This is a genomic window from Micromonospora sp. CCTCC AA 2012012, assembly GCF_040499845.1.
Taxonomy (GTDB): Bacteria; Actinomycetota; Actinomycetes; order Mycobacteriales; family Micromonosporaceae; genus Micromonospora; species Micromonospora mangrovi.
In genome coordinates this window covers 3,126,792-3,144,906 of sequence record NZ_CP159342.1, presented here as the reverse complement: position 1 = coordinate 3,144,906, position 18,115 = coordinate 3,126,792, and the positions used below count along the sequence as shown (strand labels likewise).

The following is an 18,115-nucleotide window of genomic DNA, read 5'->3' as shown; positions in this document are numbered from 1 at the left end:
GCGACCGGCGCGACCTCGGCCGACCGGCCGATGGCGGGGTCCGCCGCCGGTCGTCCGGCGTCCCCCGACGGGATTGACCCGGCCGGGAGGGGGCAGAAGGGAAACCACGCGAACCCGCGCAGCCGACCCGGGGAGGACCGGAATGGGACACGTCGACGGACCCGACGAGGCGCACCGGCGACCTGCCGGCGTGAGCGACGACACGGTCGAGGCGCTCGGCAAGCTGAGCGAGGCCCTGGAGACCGTGGAGCGGGTACGCGGCCACCTCTATTCGCTGCACCAGCTCGTGGGTCACGCCGACCTGATGCTCGACGACGCGGTGGAGCTCTTCCGCAAGGCCGGGCACGACGGGATCGCCGAACGGATCGGCCGGGACCTGCTGGGGCGCAACGTGATCGCCGGACGCTGGACGTTCCAGATCGTCGAGGACTTCGACGACGGCTACTACGCGCTCTTCCGCGAGCTGGACCGCCAGGCCCGTGACGAGCTGGTCGACGGCCGACGCCACCTGTACGAGGCGGAGATGAAGGAGCGCCGCCGCACCCACGGGAGGCCGGGGCACGAGGCGCGCCCCGGCGGGGACGCCTAGTCGGAGGAGCGGGCCTGCGCCGGCTGCCGCCGGGAGGCGTCGTCCGCGATGATCACGGTCGCCACCATCAGCGCGACGCAGAGGCTGAACAGCCAGGAGCTGTCCGCCACGAATTTCGCGGCGACGGGTGCCTGAACGGCGGCGAGCAGGAAGCCCAGCCAGGCCAGGCGACGCTGACGTGGGGTGAGAATGCCGGAGCCCTGTTGCATCCCGAAAGTCTTGCGCGAAGCCCCCGCTCTGCCGTCACCCGTTCGGCCGATTCTGGATGGGCTGTCCGTTTCCTCAACCGTCTGGACCGCATTTTTTACCGATTCGGGGGATCCAATCGGAGCCGTCCGCCGATCTGACCTGATACGGCGGGATCGGCGGCGATCGGCCCGCTGATCATGACCGGGCCGTTCGGGGCCGGCCTGAGTTGGCGGCGGGGGCACGGGATCGTCGCGGCGGCCCAGCTCGCCCTCGCGACCGCGTTCGCGCTCAGCGTGCGCGCCTGGCGGGGTCGGGCCCCGGTTCCCGTCGCGGCGGCCCGGGTCGTGCCGGCGATGACGCCGGGCGTCCCGGTCGGCGCCCCCGTCGCCCCGGTCGCCCCCGGCGGGCCGGGGGAGCGGGTCGCGGGGTCCGCCGCCACGGCGGGCTGAACCGCGCCGCCGGGCTGAGCCGCGCCGCCGGGCTGAGCCGCGCCGCCGGGCTGAGCCGCGCCGCCGGGCTGAGCCGCGCCGCCGGGCTGAGCCGCGCCGCCGGGCTGAGCCGCGCCGCCGGGCTGAGCCGCGCCGCCTCGGCCCCGCGTGCCGCCGGGCCGAGGCGGGCGTGCCGGGTCGGGCGCCCGGTGGCGCCCGGCGGCCGGCTCACATGCTGTCCGGGCCGGTCCGTCCCGTCGTCGAGGGCCGGTAGGCGCGGTCGGCGTCGGTCATCTCCCGCCGCTCGGCCTCCGGTCCGGCGCCCCGGTCCACCGCCTCCGGCCCGTGCCCGAAGGCGGCCTCCTCACCCGCGTCGTTGCCGGTGACGTCGTCGGCCTGCCCGTCGAGGGTCGACCGGGCGATCGCCCGGTCCAGCTCGTGCAGGGGGGTGCGGTCCTCGTCGCGCCAGACGTGGCTGTCGTTGTCGGTCATTCCGTTGCGGTACCCGGGGCCGGTGATCGCAAACGGCCGCCGGGGGGCCACCGCCGTCGGACGTGTCGTGTGCGGGGGATCAGCAGATCACGGGGTGGGTCGGTCCACCGAGCCGCGCCAGGCACCGGTCTCCTGGCCGCGCCGCTCGATGAACTGCTTGAACCGCTCCAGGTCGCCCTTGGCCCGGCGGTCGACGACGCCCAGCTTGTCGCCCGCCTTCTCGACCACACCGTGCGGCTCGAACTCCAGCTGGAGGGTGACCCGGGTGTCGTTCTCGTCCAACCGGTGGAAGGTCACCACACCGGCGTGCTGGGTGCCGCCCGTGGACTTCCAGGCGACCCGCTCGTCGGGCAGCTGCTCGGTGATCTCGGCGTCGAACTCGCGCTTGACCCCGGCGATCTCCACCGTCCAGTGGGTCATCGTGTCGGAGAGCTGCCGGACCTCCTGGACCCCCTCCATGAAGTGGGGGAACTCCTCGAACTGGGTCCACTGGTCGTACGCGGTCCGGATCGGGACGGAGACGTCCACGTGCTCCATTACGCCGCTCATCAGGATTTCCTCCTCTGCCGCCGGTGACGCTCCGGATCGTGGGCCGATCCGGTCACCAGCGCGTCGTCTCGTTCTTGTGCCCGAGGGCGGCCCACACCTCGGAAATCGTCTGGTAACGGGTGCCCTCCGGCAGTCGCTCCAACGCCGCGACGATGTCGGCCGGGGCCTCGTTCTCGCGGGCGTTGGCGACCAGCGCCTCCCGGTCACCGGGCAGGGCGGTCATGGTGATGAACCGGCCGAGGCGGCTGCGCGCCTCCACGTCCTGCGAGCTCATCCCCTGCGGGGCACCGGTGCGCAGCTCGCCGGCCGGGGCGGTGGTCGCCTCCGGCTGGTCCTCGCCCGCCGGCTCCGGCTGACGGAACTCGTCCACCCGGGAGCCGCCGGTCCCCGGACCCTGGACGAGCCCGGCGACCTCCTGGCTCATCTGCTCGTCGACCCTGGGTGAGTGCTTGCTGCTGCCACGTTCCATGCCGTCTGGGATGCCCGAGCGGGCGGCCGGTAAACCGGGGCCGGACCGTGAAGCCGGTCATCCGGTCACGAATCGGCCGGGGCCTTGGGCGGCAGCACCGGCTCGCCCGGGTCACCGGCGCCGGACTGGAGCACCCGGCCGCGCTGCAGCTCGGCGTTGACCTGGACACCGAGCATCAACGCGCAGTTCGACAGATAGAGCCAGACCAGGAAGGCGATGACCGCGCCCAGGCTGCCGTAGGTCACGTCGTACGAGGCGAAGTTCGACACGTAGAGGCCGAAGCCGAAGGAGGCGAGCACCCAGGCGAGCAGGGCGAGGCCGCCACCCGGGGTGAGCCAGCGGAACCGGGGCTGCCGCACGTTCGGGGCGATCCAGAACAGCAGCGACAGCAGGGTCATCATCAGCAGGGCGAGCACCGGCCACTTCGCCACGCTCCACACCGTACGGGCCAACCCGCCGGCGTGCACCAGGTCGCCGACCGCGTCGGTCACCGGACCACTGACGATCAGCGCGACGGCCACCACCGCCAGCAGCAGCAGCGACAACCCGGCCAGCCCGATCTGCAACGGCCGCAGCCGGTAGAAGGGCCGCCCCTCCTCGACGCCGTAGATGGCGTTGGAGGCGCGGGTGAACGCCCCGATGAAGCCGGACGCCGACCACAGGGCGCCGAGCAGACCGAAACTCAGCAGCACCCGCGCCGAGCTCTGCTGGTCGACCACGCCGCGGATCACGTCGACGAAGCCCTCGTTGCCGACCACCGAGCCGGCGCCCACGTCCCGGGCCAGCCCGATCAGGGTGTCCACGGTCCGTTCCCCGTCGGAGACGAGACCGACCAGCGCGACCACCACGATGGTGGAGGGGAAGAGCGCCAGCACCCCGTAGTAGGTGAGCGCGGCGGCCCAGTCCGCGCAGTTGTCCTTGACGAAGTTCCGCCCGCTGCGGACCAGCACCCCGCGCCAGGTCGCCCAGCTCAGCTGGCGCATCCGGCGGGGGATCCGGGCCTGCTGCCGGTCGGTGACCACCGGCTGACTCGTCGCTGCCATGACCGCTCCCTGTGTCCCGCGCCCGGGCGCACCCCCGCCGCGTGCCAGAGCCGGTACCCCGGGCGAAAAATCGACAAACGGGGTGCCGGTTTGTCCCGGTCCCGGGCGGGAACCTCAGGAGGTGACCCGTTGACGCGGAGGAGGACGAGATGCCCGGGCGCGAGGTACTGCCCAGCACGCTGCGGCGCTCCCCGGAGAAGGCCCAGCGCACATGGGAGAAGACGCACGACTCGGCGGTGGAGACGTACGGCGAGGGAGAGCGGGCCCACCGCACCGCGTTCGCCGCCGTGAAGCACGAGTTCGAGAAGGTCGGCGACCACTGGGAGCCGAAGGGCCGCAAGGGCCCGAGCGACCGGCAGGCCGAGGGCGGCGGACCGGCCCGGCGGGCACCCACCGCCGGCGGCGTGGACGCCAACGCCACCAAGGACCACCTGATGGAGGTGGCGAAGAAGCTGGACGTGCCGGGCCGGTCCCGGATGACCAAGCCGGAACTGGTCAAGGCCATCGAGAAGGCCAACACCAACGCGACCCGCAAGGCGCGCGGCGGCCGCTGACGTACGACACACGGGAGCCCGGGACCAGCCGGTCCCGGGCTCCCGTCGTCGGTCGACGGGTCACCAGTGGCCGCCCCCGGGCGCCTCGATGTGCACCGCCTTGACCGTGCTGAACTCGTCCAGCAGCTCGGGGCCGTACCCGAAGCCCTGGCCGCTGCCCTGGCGCGGCTGCGCGGCACCGCCCGGCGCGCCGCCGAAGACCGCGTTGATCTTGACGGTGCCGACCGGCAGTTCCCGCCAGGCCCGCTGGGCGTGACTCATCGACCCGGTGAGCACCGTGGCCGCCAGCCCGTACGGCGAGTCGGCGGCGCAGCGCAGCCCCTCGCTGAACGAGTCGACCACGATCACCGGGGCGACCGGCCCGAACGTCTCCTCGCGGACCAGCGTCATCTCGTGCCGGCAGTCGGTCACCACGGTGGCCGGATAGAAGGCCCCGGGGCCGTCCGGCACCGTCCCGCCGGTCCGCACCCGCGCCCCCTCGGCCACCGCGGCGGTGACCTGACCGTGCACGTGGTCCCGGTGCCGCCGGTCCACCAGCGGCCCGAGCTGCGTCTCCGGGTCCCGGCCGGCGCCCAGGGTGAGCGCCTCGGCCCGCTGCACCAGCGCGGCCACGAAGTCCTCCGCGACGTCCCGGTGCACATAGATCCGTTCCACCGCCACGCAGATCTGCCCGGCGTTGGCGAAGCACCCCAGCGCCGCCTGCTCGGCCGCCCAGACCGGGTCGACGTCGGCGTCCACCACCAGCGGGTCGCTGCCGCCGTTCTCCAGCAGCACCTTCGCGCCGGTGCGCGCCCCGGCGGCGGCGATGGCGCGGCCGGTGGCGGTGGAGCCGACGTGGGCCACCACGTCGACCTCCTGGCCGGCCAGTGCCGCGCCCACCTCGGGGCCGCCGGTGAGCAGCGAGAGCACCCCGGCCGGCAGCGCCGAGTCGAGGGCCTTCGCCAGCAGCCAGCCGGTCCCGGGGGTCCGCTCGCTCGGCTTGTACAGCACCACGTTGCCGGTGACCAGCGCGGCGCCGAGCAGCCCGCAGGAGACCGCCACCGGGTCGTTCCAGGGGGTGATCGCGGCGACCACGCCCCGCGGTCCGGGGGCCATGAAGTCGATGGCGTCAGTGCCGCCGTGCAGCGTCCGGCCGCCGCGGACGGGACCCAGCTCCGCGTACTGCCGCAGGGTGCCGACGCCGGCCGCGACACCGCCGCGGGCGTCGTCCAGCGGCTTGCCCATCTCCGCCGTGGTGGCCCGCGCCAGGTCCTCGGCGGCGGCCTCCACCGCGTCCGCGGCGCGGTGCAGCGCCGCGGCCCGCTCCGCCGGGGCGGTCGCCGCCCACTCCGCCGCCGCGCCGCGCGCGGCCTCGACGGCCTTGGCCACCTCGTCCGCCGTCGCCACCGGCACGGTGGTCACCGGGGAGCCGTCCGCCGGATCGTGTACGACCAGCTCCCCTCCCGCGCCACCCGCGCCCCACACTCCACCTATGAGCTGCGCAACCGTGTACATGCGGCAGTGGATGCCCCGGTCCCGTCGAGGCAAACGCGTTTCGCCCGGTAACCGGCCGGGTAGGCGGATCGGATGATGTCGAACGGCATGTCGACCGGCCCGGAGACCGCGGACGCCGTCGTCATCGGCGCCGGGCACAACGGACTGGTCGCCGCCAACCTGCTGGCCGACGCGGGCTGGGACGTCCTCGTGCTGGAGGCGACCCAGGCCCCCGGCGGCGCGGTCCGCTCCGCCGAGGTCACCGCCCCCGGCTACCTCAGCGATCTCTACAGCTCCTTCTACCCCCTCGGGTACGCCTCGCCCGTGCTGCGCGGCCTCGACCTGGACCGGCACGGACTGACCTGGACGCACGCCCCCGACGTGCTGGCACACCTGCTGCCCGACGGGCGGGCCGCGGTGGTCAACCGGGACCCCGACGTCACCGCCACGTCGCTGGAGGCGTTCGCGCCCGGCGACGGGGACCGCTGGCTCAACGCGTACACGGACTGGCTGGAGGTGGCCGGGCCGATGCTCGACACCATCACCACGCCCTTCCCGCCGGTCCGCGGCGGGCTGGGCCTGCTGCGCCGGCTGCGCGTCTCCGGGTCACTGCGCCTGGCCCGCCGCCTCGTCGTGCCGGTCCGCAAGCTCGGCGACGAGCTCTTCCAGGGGGCCGGCGGGCCGGCGCTGCTGGCCGGCTGCGCCCTGCACACCGACCTGTCCCCCGAGGAGGCCGGCTCCGGGGTGTACGGCTGGCTGCTCGCCATGCTCGGCCAGCAGGTCGGCTGGCCGGTGCCCGTCGGCGGGGCCCAGAAGATCACCGACGCGCTGGTGTCCCGGCTGACCGAGCGGGGCGGCCGGATCAGCTACGGCGCGCACGTCGACCGGGTGCTCACCGCCCGGGGGCGCGCGATGGGCGTACGGACGGTCGGTGGGGCGACCTGGCGGGCCCGCCGGGCGGTGCTCGCCGACGTGCCCGCGCCGGCGCTCTTCCTGGATCTCGTCGGCGCCGCGGCGCTGCCGCCCCGGATGGTGGAGGACCTGGCCCACTTCAAGTGGGACGGCTCCACCCTCAAGGTCGACTGGGCGCTCTCCGCGCCGGTGCCGTGGAAGAACCGGTCGCTGGCCACCGCCGGCACGGTGCACCTCGGCGCGGACCTCGACGGGCTGACCACCTACTCCGCCGAGCTGGCCCGGGGCGAGGTGCCGCGGGACCCGTTCCTGCTGGTCGGACAGATGTCGGTGGCGGACCCGAGCCACTCGCCGCCCGGCACGGAGTCGCTCTGGTCGTACACCCACCTGCCGTTCCGGCGGGAGTGGCGGGCCGAGCAGATCGCGGAGCACGTGACGCGCATGGAGGAGGTGCTGGAGGAGGCCGCACCCGGGTTCCGGTCGCTGATCGTGGGCCGGCACGTGGCCGGTCCGGCCGACCTGGAGAAGGGCGACCCGAGCCTGGTCGGCGGGGCGCTCGGCGGCGGCACCGCCGCGGCGTACCAGCAGCTCTTCCTGCGGCCGATTCCCGGCCTGGGCCGCGCGGACACCCCGGTGGACCGGCTCTTCCTGGCCAGTTCGTCGGCGCATCCCGGCGGTGGGGTGCACGGCGCGCCGGGGGCGAACGCCGCCCGGGCGGCCCTGGCCCGCGACCGCGCGCTCACCGGCGGCCTGTACGCCGGGGCGATCGGCGCCGCCCACCGCGCGATCTACCGCTGACCGCGCGCGGCTCCGAAGCGCCGCGCTGCGGCCCGCGTGGCGCGGTGGCGCGCGTGCGCTGAGCGCTGTTGCGTCGGTGACGCGCTGTGGTGGCTCCGGTGGTGCGACGGCCGGGGTTTGCCGCCTTTGCTCTGCAGCCACCCAGGCAGCAGCCACCCTGCGTCACCAAGCGAGGGCAGCGACACACCGAAGCGTGGCGCTCTACCGCAGGTCAGGGTGGTGTTGCGTTGATGGCTGCAGAGCAAAGGGGCCCGCGAGGGCGGGCTGATGGAACGGCCGGCATCACGGAGCGTGCTGGTTGCCGACCGTCACCGGCTGGCTCGCGGTGTACGGCTCCGGCGACGCGCTGCGGGCCGGGTGAGGGTGCAGTGCCCCGGTCAGCCCTCGATGTTGCGGTGCCGGGAGCGGAGCTTGAACGGCATCAGCGCGCTCTCGACCTTGGTGGCGGTGGTCATCTTCGAGGCCCCCTCGCGGCGCTCCTCGAAGCGGATCGGCACCTCCAGGATGGTGTGCCCGAGCTTCGTGGCGAGGTAGTGCATCTCCACCTGGAAGCTGTAGCCGTTGGACTGCACCCGCTCCAGCCCGATGTCGCGCAGCGCGTCGGCCCGCCAGATCTTGAAGCCCGCGGTGAGGTCGCGGATCCGCACCCGCAGCAGGGTGTGCACGTAGAGGTTGGCCCAGCCGCTGAGCGCGCGCCGGTAGAGCGGCCAGTTCTCGTCGAGCTGTCCACCCGGCACGTAGCGGGAACCGATCACCACGCCGGCCTGCGTCGACAGGAGCGCGCCGAGCATGCCGGGCAGGGCCTCCGGCGGGTGCGACAGGTCCGCGTCCATCTGGGCCACGTAGTCCGCGCCGCCGTCGAGCGCCCGGCTGATGCCGTCCACGTACGCCCGCCCGAGGCCCTCCTTGCCGGCCCGGTGCACCACCTGGATCCGCTCAGGGTGCTCGATGGCCAGCTTGTCGGCGACCTCGCCGGTGCCGTCGGGGGAGTTGTCGTCCGCGACGAGCACCTTGAGCCCCGGCAGCGGGAGCGCGAGGAGCCGCTCGACCAGCACCGGGAGGTTGCCCGCCTCGTTGTAGGTGGGAACGACGACGGTCAGGCGCGCGTCCCGCCAGGGAGAGGGCAACTGAACGGGTTCGATCATCACGGACATCCTCGGTTTGCCGACAGGGTTCACGAAGAGGGTAACGAGTGCCCCCGCGCCCGAGGGTCAGCGGTCCGCCTTCTGCCGGGTGGCGATGTCGGAGAGCCGGTTCAACGTCTCCTTGTTGCGCTGGTGCAGCACCAGGTCGTTGAGCTTGTTGCGCACCCAGCGCAGCGGCCCGGCGGCGAAGTCCTCGCCGATGCGGACCCGGGTGGCGTGGTCGCCCACCGGTTCCAGGGTGAAGACCACGATCGCCTCGCCGGCCGGCCAGAGCCCCGCCTTGATGACCATCTTGCTCGGCGGCTCACAGACCAGCACGGTCGAGGAGTCCTGCAACGAGAACGGCCACGGCCCGGCCCGGTGGTGCAGCTGGCTGCCCACCCGGGGCCAGGCGTCGTCCACGTCCCGCACGTGCGCGGTGCCGACGACCCAGTCGCTGTAGGTCCACCCGTCGGCCAGCACGTCGAAGACCTGCTGCGGGGGAGCCTCGATCACTTTCTCCACGATCGCCACCGCCATCCCATACCCTCGCCCGGTCGGCCCGTAACGGGCCCGCCGGGTTAGCTTCTCCGGGGCGGCGGGTAACGCCGGACCGGGCCGGCGGCAGCACCGGCCGGGCGGGGACGGCACCGACCGGGCCGCCGAAGATGATGTTTACTCCTCGGGGCGTCGGGAACCCGCCCGCCGTGCGACGGGACCACGAGCGGGATCAGTGCAGGTCAGCCCGGGTTGACCCGGGTGCTGACCGGTTCCCGCCCGGTCCCCGTCTCTTCGACGCGGTGCTGCTCGACCGGGACGGCACGCTGGTCGAGGACGTGCCCTACAACGGTGACCCGGAGAAGGTCCGCCCGCTGCCCGGCGCCCGGGAGGCCCTGGACCGGTTGCGGGCGGCGGGGCTGCGGCTGGCCGTGGTGACCAACCAGTCCGGACTGGCCCGGGGCTTCTTCACCGCCGACCAGCTGCGCCGGGTCAACGCCCGGGTGGAGGAGCTGCTCGGTCCGTTCGACAGCTGGCAGATCTGCCCGCACGGCGAGCCGGACGGCTGTGCCTGCCGCAAGCCGGCACCCGGCCTGGTGCACGCCGCCGCCGCAGCGCTCGGCACCACGCCCCGGCGCTGCGTGCTGGTCGGCGACATCGGCGCCGACATGATCGCTGCCGGCGCGGCGGGCGCCGCCGCCGTCATGGTGCCCACCCCGGCAACCCGCCCGGCCGAGGTGGCCGCCGCGCCCCGGGTGGTGGCCGACCTGCCCGCCGCGGTCACCGAGATCCTCGACCGGATGGCACTGGTCGCCGGCCCCGCACCGACCCGTCGGCGGGGCCGGGTGCTGGTGGTCCGCAGCGACGCGGCCGGGGATGTGCTGGTCACCGGCCCCGGCATCCGCGCCGTCGCCGCCGGAGCCGACCGCGTCGTGCTGCTCTGCGGCCCCCGCGGACGCGCCGCCGCCGAACTCCTCCCCGGCATCGACCAGATCATCGAATGGCCGCTGCCCTGGATCGACGGCGACCCCGCACCCGTCGACCCGACCGACATCCGCCACCTCACCGACCGGCTCGCCGAGATCGCCGCCGACGAAGCCGTCGTCTTCACCAGCTACCACCAGTCCCCACTACCCCTGGCCCTGCTCCTGCGCCTGGCCGGAGTGCCCCGGATCAGCGCCATCAGCGACGACTACCCCGGCAGCCTCCTCGACGTCCGCCACCGCGTCCCCGTCGGCGTACCCGAACCCGAACGGGCGCTGTCGCTGGCCGCCGCCGCCGGGTTCACGCTGCCCGCCGGGGACGAACCGGGACTCCGGCTGCGCGTCGACGCGCTGCCGCCGGCCCCGGTCGAGCCCGGCTACGTCGTGCTGCACCCCGGCTCGTCGGTGTCTACCCGGGCCTGCCCGCCCGAGCTGGCCACCCGGATCGTCCGGGTGCTCAGTGCCGCCGGCTACCGGGTGCTGGTCACCGGCGGCGACGGTGAGCGGGACCTGACCGCCCGGGTGGCCGCGGCCGGCGGGGTCGACCTGGGTGGGCGTACCGGGCTCGCCGAGCTGGCCACCGTGATCGCCGGGGCCGGCGCGCTGGTGGTGGGGAACACCGGGCCGGCACACCTGGCCGCCGCGCTCGGGGTGCCCGTGGTCAGCCTCTTCGCCCCGACCGTCCCGTACGGACAGTGGGGCCCTTACCGGGTCCCCGCGGTCCGCCTCGGCGACGCCGCGGCCCCCTGCCGGGACACCCGCGCCACCCGCTGCCCGGTGCCCGGGCACCCCTGCCTCTCCGCCGTCGAACCCGGACGCGTCCTGGAGGCGCTGCGCCTGCTCGGCGTGCCCCCCGACGCGTCGCCGCGCCCGGAGGCGGTGGTCGCCGCCCGGTCGGCGGGCCCGCCGCTGCCGGTCACCGGCCGGAGCCCACGATGAACATCCTCGTCTGGCACGTGCACGGGTCGTGGACCACCTCCTTCGTGCACGGCAAGCACCGCTACCTGGTGCCGGTCACCCCCGACCGGGGCGCGTACGGGCTGGGTCGGGCCCGGACCTATCCGTGGCCCGACAGCGCCGTCGAGGTGACCCCGCAGGAACTGCGCCGCGCCGACGTGGACCTCGTCCTGCTCCAGCGCCCCGAGGAGTTCGACCTGGCCTGCGACTGGCTGGGCCGGCGGGTCGGCCGGGACGTGCCGGCGATCTATGTCGAGCACAACACCCCCAAGGGCGACGTGTCGAACACCCGCCACCCGATGGCCGACCGGGACGACCTGCTGCTCACCCACGTCACGCACTTCAACGAGCTGTTCTGGGACAACGGCGGCACCCGCACCGCCGTCGTCGAACACGGCGTGGTGGCCCCGCCGGTCGAGTGGACCGGCGAGCTGGACCGGCTGGCGGTCGTCATCAACGAGCCGGTCCGCCGCTGGCGGGTCACCGGCACCGACCTGCTGCCCCGGTTCGCCGAACTCGCCCCGCTGGACGTCTTCGGCATGGGCGTGACCGGGCTGGCCGACCGGCTCGGCCTGCCCGCCGACCGGATCACCAGTCACGACGACGTCCCGCAGCACGTGATGCACGCGGAACTGGCGCGGCGGCGGGCGTACCTGCACCTGTGCCGGTGGACGTCGCTCGGGCTCAGCCTGGTCGAGGCGATGACCATGGGGATGCCGGTGGTCGCGCTCGCCACCACCGAGGCCGTGGAGGCGGTGCCACCGGCTGCGGGTGCCCTCTCCACCCGCGTCGACGTGCTGCTCGACGCGGCCCGGGGATTCCTGGACGACCAGGACGCGGCCCGCCGGGCGGGCGCGGCGGCCCGGGCGGCCGCCCGGGACCGCTACGGCCTGGACCGATTCCTCGCCGACTGGGACCGGCTGCTGGAGGAGGAAACATGCGCATCGCGATGATCTCGGAGCACGCCAGCCCGCTCGCCGTCCTCGGCGGCGAGGACGCCGGTGGCCAGAACACGCATGTCGCGGAGCTCTCCGCCGCGCTCGCCGCCGCCGGTCACGACGTGCGGGTCCACACCCGCCGGGACGCGGTGGACCTGCCGGTGACCGTCCGCGCGCCCGGCGGCTTCGACGTGGTGCACGTGCCCGCCGGCCCGGCCGAGCCGGTCGCCAAGGACGACCTGCTGCCGTACATGCCGGAGTTCGGGGGGTGGCTGGCGGAGCGGTGGCGCACCGGCGACTGGCAGCCCGAGGTGGTGCACGCGCACTTCTGGATGAGCGGACTGGCCGCGCTCGCCGCCGCCCGGCCCACCGGGGTGCCGGTGGTGCAGACCTACCACGCGCTCGGCACCGTGAAGCGTCGCCACCAGGGCGCGCTGGACACCAGCCCGCCGGGCCGGCTCGACCGCGAGCGGGAGCTTGGCCGCTCGGTCGACCGGGTGGTCGCGCAGTGCCAGGACGAGGTCGCCGAGCTGGTCCGGATGGGGGTGCCGCGGACCCGGATCACGGTGGTCCCCTCCGGGGTGAACCTGGGCACCTTCGCCCCGCTGGGCCCCGCCGCCGACCGCGACGGCGACCGGCCCCGGATCCTCACCGTCGGCCGGCTGGTGGAACGCAAGGGCTTCCAGGATGTGATCCGGGCGATGGCCGAGGTCCCCGAGGCGGAGTGCGTGGTGGTCGGCGGGCCGCCCGCCGGGCTGCTGGAGACCGACCCGTACGCGCTGCGGCTGCGGGCCCTCGCCGAGTCCCTCGGCATCGCCGACCGGGTCAGGCTGGTCGGCGCGGTGCCCCGCGAGGAGATGGGCCGCTGGTACCGCTCCGCCGACGTGCTGGTCGCCGCCCCCTGGTACGAGCCGTTCGGGCTCACCCCGCTGGAGGCGATGGCCTGCGGCGTACCGGTGATCGCCAGCGCCGTCGGTGGGCTCATCGACACCGTGGTCGACGGGCGGACCGGCGACCTCGTGCCGGCCCGGGACCCGCAGGCGCTCGGGGCCGCGATCCGCCGCCTGCTGGGCGACCGGATCCGGCGCTTCGCGTACGCCACGGCGGCCCTGGAACGCGCCCGCCGCTGCTATTCCTGGTCGACCACGGCGGACCGGCTGGCGGAGGTGTACGGCGCGGTCGCCGCCGTGCGCCGGCCGACCCGGGTGGTCGCCTGATGACGGCGGGGGTCGGCACGGGCGGGGTCGACGGCGGCGTGCTCGACGTGCACCTGGCCAACCTGGCCGCGGCCCTGCTGCCGTTCCGTCGCTCGGCGCAGCTGCTGGAACGCTGGGGCGACGAGCTGGCGCAGCGGCTGGCCGAGGGGGGCCGGTTGCTGGTGGCCGGCAACGGCGGCAGCGCCGCCGAAGCCCAACACCTCACCGCCGAACTCGTCGGGAAACTCCGCGACGACCGCGAACCCCTCTCCGCCATCGCCCTGCACGCCGAAACCTCCGCCATGACCGCCATCGGCAACGACTACGGCTACGACGAGGTCTTCGCCCGCCAGGTCCGCGCCCACGGCCGACCCCACGACATCCTCCTGCTCCTGTCCACCAGCGGCACCAGCACCAACCTCCTCACCGCCGCCCAGGCCGGACACGACACCGGACTGCGCTGCTGGGCCTTCACCGGCCCCACCCCCAACCCCCTCGCCGACGCCTGCCACGAGACTCTCGCGATCGACTCGGTGGACACCCAGGTGGTGCAGGAGCTGCACCTGGTCGCCACCCACGTGCTCTGCGAGCACGTCGACCGGGCCCTGCCGGCGGCGCTCGCCGGCCGGGTGCCGACCGGACACTCCGGGACCGGACCCGTGCGTACCGGCGTCGAGGTGGTGCTCGGCGACGGCACGGCCCGGGAGGTGGAGACCCGATGAGGAGGTCGAGCGTGACGGGACCCGTCGTGGTGATCGGTGACACCCTGTTGGACCGGGACGTCGAGGGGCTGGTGAACCGGCTCTGTCCGGACAGCCCGGTGCCGGTGCTCGACGAGACCACGTACGTCGACCGCCCCGGCGGTGCGGGCCTGGCCGCGGTGTTCGCCGCCGACCAGGGCGCCGAGGTGGCCCTGGTGACCGCGCTCGCGGACGACGCCGGCGGGGCCCGGCTGACCGCCCTGCTCACCGCCGCCGGGGTGCAGGTGTACGCGCTGCCGCTGGCCGGCGCCACCCCGGAGAAGATCCGGCTGCGGGCCCGGGGTCGGGTGCTGCTGCGCCACGACCGGGGCGGCCCGCCCGGTGTGCCGGGTGAACCGGCGGAGGCGGTGCTGCGCCTGATCGCCCGGGCCTCCGCCGTGCTGGTCAGCGACTACGGCCGGGGCGTGGCCCGGCAGCCGGCGCTGCGCGCGGCGCTCGCCGCCACCCGGGCCCCGGTGGTCTGGGACCCGCATCCGCGCGGCCCCTCGGCGGTGCCCGGCACCCACCTGGTCACCCCGAACGAGTCGGAGGCGCGGGAGCTGGTCAAGCCGACCCCCGGCACGTCCCGGTTGGTCAGCGCGGCGCGGGGGGCCCAGGGGCTGCGCCGGCGGTGGCGGGCCGGCGCGGTCGCGGTGACCCTGGGCGGTGAGGGGGCGCTGCTCTGCCACGCCGGGTCGACCCCGCTGATGGTGCCCGCCCCGGCCACCGCCGAGGGGGACACCTGCGGGGCGGGGGACCGGTTCGCGGCGACCGCCGCCGTGGCGCTGGCCCGGGGCGCGCTGGTCTCCGAGGCCGTGCAGGCGGCGGTCGCGGAGGCGTCCGCGTACGTGGCCGGCGGGGGAGTGGCGACGGCCCTGCCGCGCCCGGTGCCGACGGTGGCCCCGGTGGTGGCGACCGGGGGCGGGGAGCGGATCGGGGCGGCCGCCGCCGGTGCGGTGGTCGCCGAGGTGCGCGCGGCGGGCGGCACGGTGGTGGCCACCGGCGGCTGCTTCGACCTGCTGCACGCCGGACACGTGGCGACCCTCCAGGCCGCCCGCCAGCTCGGCGACTGCCTGGTCGTCTGCCTCAACTCCGACGCCAGTGTGGCGGGGCTGAAGGGGGCCGACCGGCCGGTCGTGCCGCAGGGCGACCGGGGTCGGCTGCTCGCCGCACTGAGCTGCGTCGACGCGGTGCTGATCTTCGACGAGCCGACCCCGCACGCGGCGTTGTCCTGGCTTCGGCCGGACATCTGGGTCAAGGGCGGTGACTACGGCGGCGACGAATCGTTGCCCGAGGCGGAGATCCTGCGCCGCTGGGGCGGCAACACCGTGGTGGTGCCGTACCTGGACGGGCGGTCCACCACCGACATGATCGCGGCGGCGCGGGCGGGCCGGGGCTCCGGCGAGTGGCCGGCGGCGACCGTGACGCAGCCGGCGGGCGGGTCGACGGTCACCCCGTCGACCGTGGAGGGGGCACGATGAGCGAACGCACCGGACCACCACCGGGGGGCGGGCCGACCGTCCTGGTCACCGGTGGGTCGAGCGGGCTCGGCGCGGCCGTGGTCACCGCGGTGGCCCGGGCCGGCGGCCGGCCGCTGGTGCTCGACCGGCAGCGCCCCGCCGACGGGGTGCCGTGGGTCGAGTGCGACCTGGCCGACACCCGGGCCGCCGAGTCGGCCACCCGGGAGCTGGCCGAGCGCTCCGGTGGCCTCGACGCGGTGGTGACCGCCGCCGGCATGGACGTGCCCGGCAAGCTCGCCGACGTGCCGGGGGAGACCTGGGAACGGATCGTCGCGGTGGACCTGCTCGCCACCGCGGCGGTGATCCGCGCGGCGCTGCCCTACCTGGAGGCGTCCCGGGGGAGCATCGTCACCGTCGCCTCCACGCTCGGGGTGAAGGCGGTCAGCGACGCCACCGCCTACTGCGCGGCCAAGTTCGGGGTGGTCGGCTTCACCCGGGCGCTGGCCGCCGAGCTGGCCGGCGCGGTCGGGGTCACCCTGCTCGTCCCGGGCGGCATGCGCACGGCGTTCTTCGACGAGCGGGACGCGCAGTACCGGCCGGGACCGGACGCCGCGCTCAACGAGCCCGCCGACACCGCCGCCGCGGTCATGTTCGCCCTCTCCCAGCCGCCCGGGTGCGCGGTACGGGAACTCGTCGTCTGCGCCGAGCGGGAGTCGTCGTACCCGTGATCCTGGCCCTGCGCGCGCTCGGGGTCGGCGACCTCGCGGTGGCCGTCCCCGCGCTGCGCGGGCTGCGGGCCGGTCTCCCCGGCCGGGAGCTGGTGCTGGCCGCACCGCAGTGGCTGGCGCCGCTGGCCGCGCTGGTCGGCGGGATCGACCGGGTGCTGCCCACCGCCGGGTTGGCCGACCGCCCGGCCTGGCCCGGCCCGCCGCCCGAGGTGGCGGTGAACCTGCACGGGCAGGGGCCGCAGTCGCACCGGATGCTCGCCGCGGCCCGCCCCGGTCGCCTGCTGGCCTTCGCGAACCCGGCCGCCGGCTGGACCGACGGGCCACGCTGGGACGACGACGAGCACGAGGTCCGTCGCTGGTGCCGGCTGCTGCACTGGTACGGCCTGCCCGCCGACCCGACCGACCTGGCGCTGCGGCGTCCGCCCCGGGCCGGGGTGCCGGCCGGCGCCACCGTCCTGCATCCCGGCAGCAAGGTGCCCGCCAAGCGCTGGCCGGCGGAGCGTTTCGCCGCGCTCGCCCGCGCGCTCACCGACCGGGGTCACCGGGTGGTGCTGACCGGCTCGGCGGACGAACGCGGGCTGGCCGCCGGGATCGCCCGCGCGGCCGGACTGCCGCCGGAGTCGGTCCGCGCCGGCCGCACCGACCTGGTGGAGCTGGCCGCGCTGGTCGCCGACGCCCGGGTGGTGGTCAGCGGCGACACCGGCGTGGCCCACCTGGCCACCGGGTACGGCACCGCCTCGGTGGTGCTCTTCGGTCCGGTCTCCCCGGCCCGCTGGGGGCCGCCCCCGGACCGGCCGTGGCACCGGGTGCTGGACGCGTCCGGTCGGTCCGAAGTCGACGGTTGGGCCGGCGACGGCGGGGTAGGAGATCGTCCGACGGTGGTGGCCGTCCCGGTGGACGAGGTGCTGGCCGCCGTGGGCGAGGTCGAGCGATCGGGGCGGGGTTCCGATGCGGTTACGGCGTAGTGATCCGGGTCGGCCGGGATACGGCCGGCGCCGGCGCGGCAAGGGGTGGCTCTTCCTGGATCCGGCCGGCGAGCCGGTCCGCGACCCGGAGGTGCTGGCGCGGTTGCGGGACCTGGTCATCCCACCGGCCTGGCAGGACGTCTGGATCTCGCCGTACCCGAACGGGCACATCCAGGCCACCGGCGTCGACGCGGCCGGCCGCAAGCAGTACCTCTACCACCCGACGTGGCGCGAGAAGCGGGACGAGGCGAAGTTCGACCACGTCCTGGAGGTGGCCCGCCGCCTGCCGTCGCTGCGCGAGCGGGTGGACCACGACCTGACCGGTCGGGGGCTCAACCGCGACCGGGTGCTGGCGACGGTGACCCGGCTGCTCGACATGGGCATGTTCCGGGTCGGCAGCGACCAGTACGCCGTGGGGGAGGATCCCACCTTCGGCGTCGCCACGCTCCGTCCCGAGCACGCGCGCTCCCGCGGCGGCTGCGTGGTCTTCGAGTTCCCGGCCAAGGGCGGCATCGACCAGGTCCGCCGGATCGAGGACCGGGAGCTGTGCCAGGTGCTGACGAACCTGCGCCGCCGTCGGCGCGCCGCCGAGCGGCTCTTCGGCTACTGGGACGGCCGGAGCTGGCGGGACGTACGCAGCGACGAGGTCAACGACTACCTGCGCGACGCCAGTGGCGGGGAGATGACGGCCAAGGACTTCCGTACCTGGCACGCGACGGTGCTGGCGGCGACCGAACTGGCCACGCTCGGCCCGCAGCGGTCGGCGACGGCCCGCAAACGGGCGGTCGCCGCGGTGATGCGCAGTGTCTCCGAGCTGCTCGGGAACACCCCGACGGTGGCCCGTACGTCGTATGTGGATCCCCGCGTGGTGGATCTCTATCACGACGGGTCGCTGGCGCCGGTGGAGCCGCAGATGCCCCGGGAGGCCGTGGAGAAGGCGGTCCTGACGCTGCTCGAGGAGGCCTGACAACCGGGCGGCCGCCCGCGACGGGACTGTCGCGGGCGCCTCGCCACGGCCCCCCGTTACCAG

20 protein-coding genes are annotated in these 18,115 nt (G+C 75.2%); 12 read left to right on the top strand and 8 right to left on the bottom strand.

The genetic code is table 11. The features are described from left to right. Positions 1-142: 142 nt before the first annotated feature. On the top strand, positions 143-589 hold the full coding sequence (locus tag ABUL08_RS13620) for a hypothetical protein (RefSeq protein WP_350938041.1): 447 nt from the start codon (positions 143-145) through the stop codon (positions 587-589). On the opposite strand, the gene ABUL08_RS13615 is transcribed toward ABUL08_RS13620, so the two are convergent. Beyond that, entirely contained in the window at positions 586-798 is a 213-nt protein-coding gene (locus tag ABUL08_RS13615) for a hypothetical protein (RefSeq protein ID WP_350938039.1), read from the bottom strand. The genes ABUL08_RS13620 and ABUL08_RS13615 overlap by 4 nt on opposite strands. Before the next feature lie 177 nt (positions 799-975). Between ABUL08_RS13615 and ABUL08_RS13610 the strand changes: the two genes are divergently transcribed. Continuing rightward, a complete protein-coding gene (locus ABUL08_RS13610; RefSeq protein WP_350938038.1) occupies positions 976-1,227 on the top strand; it encodes a hypothetical protein in 252 nt (83 codons plus the stop codon). 207 nt (positions 1,228-1,434) lie between these two features. Here ABUL08_RS13610 and ABUL08_RS13605 read toward each other — a convergent pair whose 3' ends face one another. The 4 genes from ABUL08_RS13605 to ABUL08_RS13590 all read right to left on the bottom strand — a co-directional run bounded on the left by ABUL08_RS13605 (position 1,435) and on the right by ABUL08_RS13590 (position 3,759). Continuing rightward, positions 1,435-1,698 (bottom strand): hypothetical protein, encoded by a 264-nt coding sequence (locus ABUL08_RS13605; protein ID WP_091067527.1) that lies wholly within the window; start codon positions 1,696-1,698, stop codon positions 1,435-1,437. 87 nt (positions 1,699-1,785) lie between these two features. Beyond that, positions 1,786-2,247, bottom strand: coding sequence for an SRPBCC family protein (locus ABUL08_RS13600; RefSeq protein WP_242798722.1), 462 nt, complete (start codon positions 2,245-2,247; stop codon positions 1,786-1,788). A 52-nt stretch (positions 2,248-2,299) separates the two neighbouring features. Beyond that, the gene (locus ABUL08_RS13595; RefSeq protein ID WP_350938037.1) at positions 2,300-2,716 is read right to left on the bottom strand and encodes a DUF2795 domain-containing protein; all 417 of its coding nucleotides are present in this window, start codon (positions 2,714-2,716) and stop codon (positions 2,300-2,302) included. A gap of 65 nt (positions 2,717-2,781) precedes the next feature. After that, complete coding sequence (locus ABUL08_RS13590) at positions 2,782-3,759, bottom strand: YihY/virulence factor BrkB family protein (RefSeq protein ID WP_350938035.1); 978 nt, start codon at positions 3,757-3,759, stop codon at positions 2,782-2,784. A 149-nt stretch (positions 3,760-3,908) separates the two neighbouring features. On the opposite strand from ABUL08_RS13590, the gene ABUL08_RS13585 reads away from it, so the two are divergent. Next, positions 3,909-4,313 (top strand): ChaB family protein, encoded by a 405-nt coding sequence (locus ABUL08_RS13585; RefSeq protein WP_350938033.1) that lies wholly within the window; start codon positions 3,909-3,911, stop codon positions 4,311-4,313. A gap of 60 nt (positions 4,314-4,373) precedes the next feature. Here ABUL08_RS13585 and ABUL08_RS13580 read toward each other — a convergent pair whose 3' ends face one another. Further along, the gene (locus ABUL08_RS13580) at positions 4,374-5,807 is read right to left on the bottom strand and encodes an aldehyde dehydrogenase family protein (RefSeq protein ID WP_350938031.1); all 1,434 of its coding nucleotides are present in this window, start codon (positions 5,805-5,807) and stop codon (positions 4,374-4,376) included. Positions 5,808-5,894: 87 nt separating this feature from the next. Between ABUL08_RS13580 and ABUL08_RS13575 the strand changes: the two genes are divergently transcribed. Continuing rightward, positions 5,895-7,496 carry a phytoene desaturase family protein gene (locus ABUL08_RS13575; RefSeq protein ID WP_350938618.1) on the top strand — a complete coding sequence of 534 codons (1,602 nt, stop codon included), beginning with the start codon at positions 5,895-5,897 and terminating at the stop codon, positions 7,494-7,496. 377 nt (positions 7,497-7,873) lie between these two features. Here ABUL08_RS13575 and ABUL08_RS13570 read toward each other — a convergent pair whose 3' ends face one another. Further along, positions 7,874-8,641 carry a polyprenol monophosphomannose synthase gene (locus ABUL08_RS13570; protein ID WP_350938028.1) on the bottom strand — a complete coding sequence of 256 codons (768 nt, stop codon included), beginning with the start codon at positions 8,639-8,641 and terminating at the stop codon, positions 7,874-7,876. A 66-nt stretch (positions 8,642-8,707) separates the two neighbouring features. Further along, positions 8,708-9,160: an SRPBCC family protein gene (locus ABUL08_RS13565; protein WP_350938027.1), complete on the bottom strand. Its 453-nt coding sequence runs from the start codon at positions 9,158-9,160 to the stop codon at positions 8,708-8,710. 131 nt (positions 9,161-9,291) lie between these two features. Here ABUL08_RS13565 and ABUL08_RS13560 point away from each other — a divergent pair, with 131 nt between their 5' ends. Genes ABUL08_RS13560 through ABUL08_RS13525 form a run of 8 tightly spaced genes read left to right on the top strand, consistent with a single transcriptional unit; the run spans position 9,292 to position 18,052 of the window. Continuing rightward, the gene (locus ABUL08_RS13560) at positions 9,292-11,040 is read left to right on the top strand and encodes an HAD-IIIA family hydrolase (RefSeq protein WP_350938617.1); all 1,749 of its coding nucleotides are present in this window, start codon (positions 9,292-9,294) and stop codon (positions 11,038-11,040) included. Beyond that, positions 11,037-12,011: a glycosyltransferase gene (locus ABUL08_RS13555; protein WP_350938025.1), complete on the top strand. Its 975-nt coding sequence runs from the start codon at positions 11,037-11,039 to the stop codon at positions 12,009-12,011. Before ABUL08_RS13560 ends, ABUL08_RS13555 begins: the two co-directional genes overlap by 4 nt. Next, positions 11,996-13,213, top strand: a complete 1,218-nt coding sequence (locus tag ABUL08_RS13550; RefSeq protein ID WP_350938023.1) for a glycosyltransferase — start codon at positions 11,996-11,998, stop codon at positions 13,211-13,213. The genes ABUL08_RS13555 and ABUL08_RS13550 overlap by 16 nt, the downstream gene beginning before the upstream one ends. After that, entirely contained in the window at positions 13,213-13,914 is a 702-nt protein-coding gene (locus ABUL08_RS13545; protein ID WP_350938021.1) for a D-sedoheptulose-7-phosphate isomerase, read from the top strand. Before ABUL08_RS13550 ends, ABUL08_RS13545 begins: the two co-directional genes overlap by 1 nt. Before the next feature lie 11 nt (positions 13,915-13,925). Then, the gene (locus ABUL08_RS13540) at positions 13,926-15,413 is read left to right on the top strand and encodes a PfkB family carbohydrate kinase (RefSeq protein WP_377522006.1); all 1,488 of its coding nucleotides are present in this window, start codon (positions 13,926-13,928) and stop codon (positions 15,411-15,413) included. After that, the gene (locus ABUL08_RS13535) at positions 15,410-16,120 is read left to right on the top strand and encodes an SDR family oxidoreductase (protein ID WP_350938016.1); all 711 of its coding nucleotides are present in this window, start codon (positions 15,410-15,412) and stop codon (positions 16,118-16,120) included. Before ABUL08_RS13540 ends, ABUL08_RS13535 begins: the two co-directional genes overlap by 4 nt. After that, positions 16,117-17,085: a glycosyltransferase family 9 protein gene (locus tag ABUL08_RS13530; RefSeq protein WP_350938014.1), complete on the top strand. Its 969-nt coding sequence runs from the start codon at positions 16,117-16,119 to the stop codon at positions 17,083-17,085. Before ABUL08_RS13535 ends, ABUL08_RS13530 begins: the two co-directional genes overlap by 4 nt. Then, a complete protein-coding gene (locus tag ABUL08_RS13525; protein WP_350938011.1) occupies positions 17,069-18,052 on the top strand; it encodes a DNA topoisomerase IB in 984 nt (327 codons plus the stop codon). Before ABUL08_RS13530 ends, ABUL08_RS13525 begins: the two co-directional genes overlap by 17 nt. Positions 18,053-18,115: the final 63 nt, after the last annotated feature.

Bases quoted from the DNA above. Each gene is read 5' to 3' on its own strand.
- ABUL08_RS13585 (WP_350938033.1), top strand. From the start codon at position 3,909: ATGCCCGGGCGCGAGGTACTGCCCAGCACGCTGCGGCGCTCCCCGGAG.
- ABUL08_RS13580 (WP_350938031.1), bottom strand. From the start codon at position 5,807: ATGTACACGGTTGCGCAGCTCATAGGTGGAGTGTGGGGCGCGGGTGGC.
- ABUL08_RS13575 (WP_350938618.1), top strand. From the start codon at position 5,895: ATGTCGACCGGCCCGGAGACCGCGGACGCCGTCGTCATCGGCGCCGGG.
- ABUL08_RS13545 (WP_350938021.1), top strand. From the start codon at position 13,213: ATGACGGCGGGGGTCGGCACGGGCGGGGTCGACGGCGGCGTGCTCGAC.
- ABUL08_RS13600 (WP_242798722.1), bottom strand. From the start codon at position 2,247: ATGAGCGGCGTAATGGAGCACGTGGACGTCTCCGTCCCGATCCGGACC.
- ABUL08_RS13615 (WP_350938039.1), bottom strand. From the start codon at position 798: ATGCAACAGGGCTCCGGCATTCTCACCCCACGTCAGCGTCGCCTGGCC.
- ABUL08_RS13565 (WP_350938027.1), bottom strand. From the start codon at position 9,160: ATGGCGGTGGCGATCGTGGAGAAAGTGATCGAGGCTCCCCCGCAGCAG.
- ABUL08_RS13620 (WP_350938041.1), top strand. From the start codon at position 143: ATGGGACACGTCGACGGACCCGACGAGGCGCACCGGCGACCTGCCGGC.
- ABUL08_RS13605 (WP_091067527.1), bottom strand. From the start codon at position 1,698: ATGACCGACAACGACAGCCACGTCTGGCGCGACGAGGACCGCACCCCC.
- ABUL08_RS13610 (WP_350938038.1), top strand. From the start codon at position 976: ATGACCGGGCCGTTCGGGGCCGGCCTGAGTTGGCGGCGGGGGCACGGG.
- ABUL08_RS13595 (WP_350938037.1), bottom strand. From the start codon at position 2,716: ATGGAACGTGGCAGCAGCAAGCACTCACCCAGGGTCGACGAGCAGATG.
- ABUL08_RS13590 (WP_350938035.1), bottom strand. From the start codon at position 3,759: ATGGCAGCGACGAGTCAGCCGGTGGTCACCGACCGGCAGCAGGCCCGG.
- ABUL08_RS13535 (WP_350938016.1), top strand. From the start codon at position 15,410: ATGAGCGAACGCACCGGACCACCACCGGGGGGCGGGCCGACCGTCCTG.
- ABUL08_RS13550 (WP_350938023.1), top strand. From the start codon at position 11,996: ATGCGCATCGCGATGATCTCGGAGCACGCCAGCCCGCTCGCCGTCCTC.
- ABUL08_RS13525 (WP_350938011.1), top strand. From the start codon at position 17,069: ATGCGGTTACGGCGTAGTGATCCGGGTCGGCCGGGATACGGCCGGCGC.
- ABUL08_RS13570 (WP_350938028.1), bottom strand. From the start codon at position 8,641: ATGATCGAACCCGTTCAGTTGCCCTCTCCCTGGCGGGACGCGCGCCTG.
- ABUL08_RS13555 (WP_350938025.1), top strand. From the start codon at position 11,037: ATGAACATCCTCGTCTGGCACGTGCACGGGTCGTGGACCACCTCCTTC.
- ABUL08_RS13560 (WP_350938617.1), top strand. From the start codon at position 9,292: ATGTTTACTCCTCGGGGCGTCGGGAACCCGCCCGCCGTGCGACGGGAC.